General features: G+C 53.4%; 2 protein-coding genes. One reads left to right on the top strand and one right to left on the bottom strand.

The features are described 5' to 3' along the window. Positions 1-2,569: leucine--tRNA ligase (gene leuS / locus H6F80_RS09085; protein ID WP_190791254.1), on the bottom strand; the 2,569-nt coding region annotated here is incomplete at its 3' end. 369 nt (positions 2,570-2,938) lie between these two features. On the opposite strand from leuS, the gene H6F80_RS09080 reads away from it, so the two are divergent. Next, positions 2,939-3,420, top strand: a 482-nt coding sequence (locus tag H6F80_RS09080; protein ID WP_190791253.1) for an L-threonylcarbamoyladenylate synthase, incomplete at its 3' end; no start/stop codon positions are given.

The following is a 3,420-nucleotide window of genomic DNA, read 5'->3' as shown; positions in this document are numbered from 1 at the left end:
AGCTCACAACAAAGTTAACCAGTTTTCCGGGCACGAGAATCTCTTTGCGGATTTGCTTTCCGGCAATGTATTTCTGTGCCAGTTCAGAATCACGAGCAAGCTGCTTTTGTTCGTCCTCAGTTGCCTGCGCCGGAATCTGAATTGTGCCCCGTGTTTTGCCCATGATTTGAATCACGAGCGGAATTTCATCCACCACCAGCGCAGACGGATCAACCGCACACCAGCTTTGTGTATGAATCGAATCATCGTAGCCCAGCGTGTACCACAGTTCCTCAGCAATGTGAGGCGCAAAGGGAGCCAGCAGCTTGAGTAAGGTTTCGATCGCCTCGGTATAAACCGGAGATCCTTTGCAGGGCGCGTCGGAAATCGCGTTGCTCAGCTTCATCAGCTCTGAAACCGCCGTGTTGAGCTGATAATCGCCCTCCAGGTCTTCGCTGATTTGCTGAATCGCGAAGTGGGTTGCATAGCGCAGATCTTTTTCTGGTTTGCTGAGCTGTTCCTGCGGTGTATGGGAAACCACAGACTCCGAATATTCTGTCACCAGTCGCCAGACCCGATTCAAAAAGCGGAATTGTCCTTCAACGTCTGCTTCGTCCCACTCTAGATCCTTTTCAGGCGGAGCTTTGAATAAAATAAACATTCGTGCTGTATCTGCGCCGTACTTGCCCAGCACCTCACCCGGGGCTACCCCGTTGTACTTCGACTTAGACATCTTCTCGTAAACGACCTCCAGCGCATCTCCCGTATCGGGATCTTTAGGGTCGTTCGGGTCAGCCACGTTTGCCGGAATCACGTACTTTCCGGTGCGCGGATTCTTGTAGGTTTTGCCCTGTACCATGCCCTGGGTCAGCAGTCGGGTAAACGGCTCATCGAAGTTCAACAAGCCGCGATCGCGCAGCACTTTTGTAAAGAATCGGGAATAGAGCAGATGCAAAATTGCGTGTTCAATGCCGCCCACGTACTGATCGACAGGCATCCAGTCGTTGGTTTGCGCCGAGTCAAACACCTGCTGGTCGTTGCGGGCATCCGGGTAGCGCAGAAAGTACCACGAGGAATCAATAAAGGTATCCATCGTGTCGGTTTCTCGGCGTGCTCCTGCTCCGCAACTTGGACAAGCAACATTCAGCCAGTTTTCAGCCGTCGTTAAAGGTGAAGCACCCCGTCCGGTAAACTCCACATCTTCCGGCAACTTCACGGGCAAATCACGCTCTGGAACAGGCACAATCCCGCAAGAGGGACAGTGAATAACCGGAATTGGGCAACCCCAGTACCGCTGACGCGAAATAAGCCAATCCCGCAAGCGATAGTTGACTGTGCGAGTCCCTTTGCCGTTTGCCTCCAGCCACTCGATCGCCTGCTCAACGCTCTGCCCTGCTGCCTTACCCGCCGTCACGCCATCCAACGGACCCGATCGCACCATCACGCCCGATTCGGGATATGCCTTCGTCATCGTTGCCGAATCAAGCTCCTGATCGGGAGATTGCACTACTACTTTGATCGACAAATCGAACTGCTTGGCAAACTCAAAATCGCGCTGGTCGTGCGCCGGAACTGCCATAATTGCGCCTGTGCCGTAGCCCATCAGCACATAGTCGGCCATCCAGATCGGAATCCGCTCGTCGTTGACCGGATTGATTGCGTAGCTGCCCGTCCATACGCCTGTTTTTTCTTTATCTTCGGCAGTGCGATCGATCTCGCTTTTGCCTGCGGCTGCGGTCTGGTATGCCTTGACAATTTCTGCCTGCTCTGGCGTGGCCAGCTTCTCCACCAGCGGATGCTCCGGCGACAGCACCATAAACGTTGCGCCCCAGAGGGTATCCGGGCGAGTTGTGAACACAGTCAGCGCGTCACCCGCTTCGGTTTTAAAGATGACTTCGGCTCCAGTAGATTTGCCGATCCAATTTTCCTGCATCAGCTTGACGCGATCGGGCCAGCCCTTGAGCTTGTCCAAATCATTGAGCAACTGCTCGGCGTAGTCAGTAATTTTGAGAAACCACTGCCGCAGCATTCTGCGTTCGACTTTTGCGCCCGATCGCCAGGAACGTCCTTCGCTATCAACCTGCTCGTTTGCCAGCACGGTTTGATCGATCGGGTCCCAGTTCACCGCCGCTTCCTTCTGGTACGCCAGACCCGCCTTGAAAAACTCCAAAAAAATCCACTGCGTCCAGCGGTAATACTCTGGTGAACAGGTGGCGACTTCCCGCTTCCAGTCATAGGACAAACCTAATCGCTGAAGCTCTGTTCGCATCTGGTCAATATTTTGATACGTCCAGTTGGCGGGGGGAACTTTGCGCTCGATCGCCGCATTCTCCGCAGGCAAACCAAACGCATCCCAGCCCATTGGGTGCAAGACGCGATAGCCCTGCATTTGCCGCACTCTGGCAATCACATCGGTAATCGTATAGTTGCGGACGTGCCCCATGTGCAGGCTGCCCGACGGATAGGGAAACATCGACAGCGCGTAAAATTTGGGCTTGCTGCGATCGTCAGAGGTGTCATCCATGCCCTCTGCTGCCCAGGTTTGCTGCCATTTTTCCTCAATTTCCGCCGGGTTATAACGGGACTCCACTCGCAAATGCTCCTACTCGATCGATTTGGCTCTTCATCATTCTATAAGATTTGGTTCTTTCCAAAAGGGTTTGGAAAGGGGTTGAGTTCGGGTACTAGGGCATGGGGCACCAAATTCAATAGTGAGAAACGATCGCGAAACGGATAATGATAATAAGGATAGTTAAATAGTCATTCATACTGACCCTAAAGTCCCCGGCCTCCCAATTTGGAGGGAAACCGAGCTAATCACGTTGACTTTCAAAGCCCCCTCGCTCTTTTGGAGCGGTAAGTCATCAATGGGAAATTTAGGGGGTGATGTAGAACTGCTCACACTGCTCCAACAACCTCTTAAAATCAACTGCTTGAAATCGCCTCGCAGCCAATTTCCATGCCCCAAGTCTCCTTTGATACTTTGATCGAAGCTGCCCGTTCCGGGACTCAACTCATCAGTTTTCCCACGGACACCGTTCCCGCCCTGGCAAGCAGACCCGATCGCGCCTCGTTAATCTACGACGCAAAACAGCGCAGCGAAACCAAACCCCTGATTCTCATGGGCAGCGACATCGAAGACTTGTGGGATTATGTCGTAGGTACGCCTGAGGAGCGATCGATCTGGCAAGAAACCGCCGCCCAATACTTGCCCGGAGCCTTAACCCTTGTCCTCCCCGCCAGCGAAAAACTGCCCCGTCAAATGAACCCCACTGATCCGACAACAATCGGCATTCGCGTACCCGATCACCCGGTCGCCCGTGATCTGCTGCGCCAAACTGGACCGTTAGCAACTACTAGCGTCAATCGATCGGGAGAGCCTGCGCTCAGGGCGATCGAAGACATTAATACTCAATTTTCCAACGTTCTCACCTTCTTCCC

This window comes from Leptolyngbya sp. FACHB-711 (genome assembly GCF_014695615.1).
GTDB lineage: Bacteria > Cyanobacteriota > Cyanobacteriia > Elainellales > Elainellaceae > Leptolyngbya_A.
This window is presented reverse-complemented; position numbering and strand designations above follow the sequence as displayed.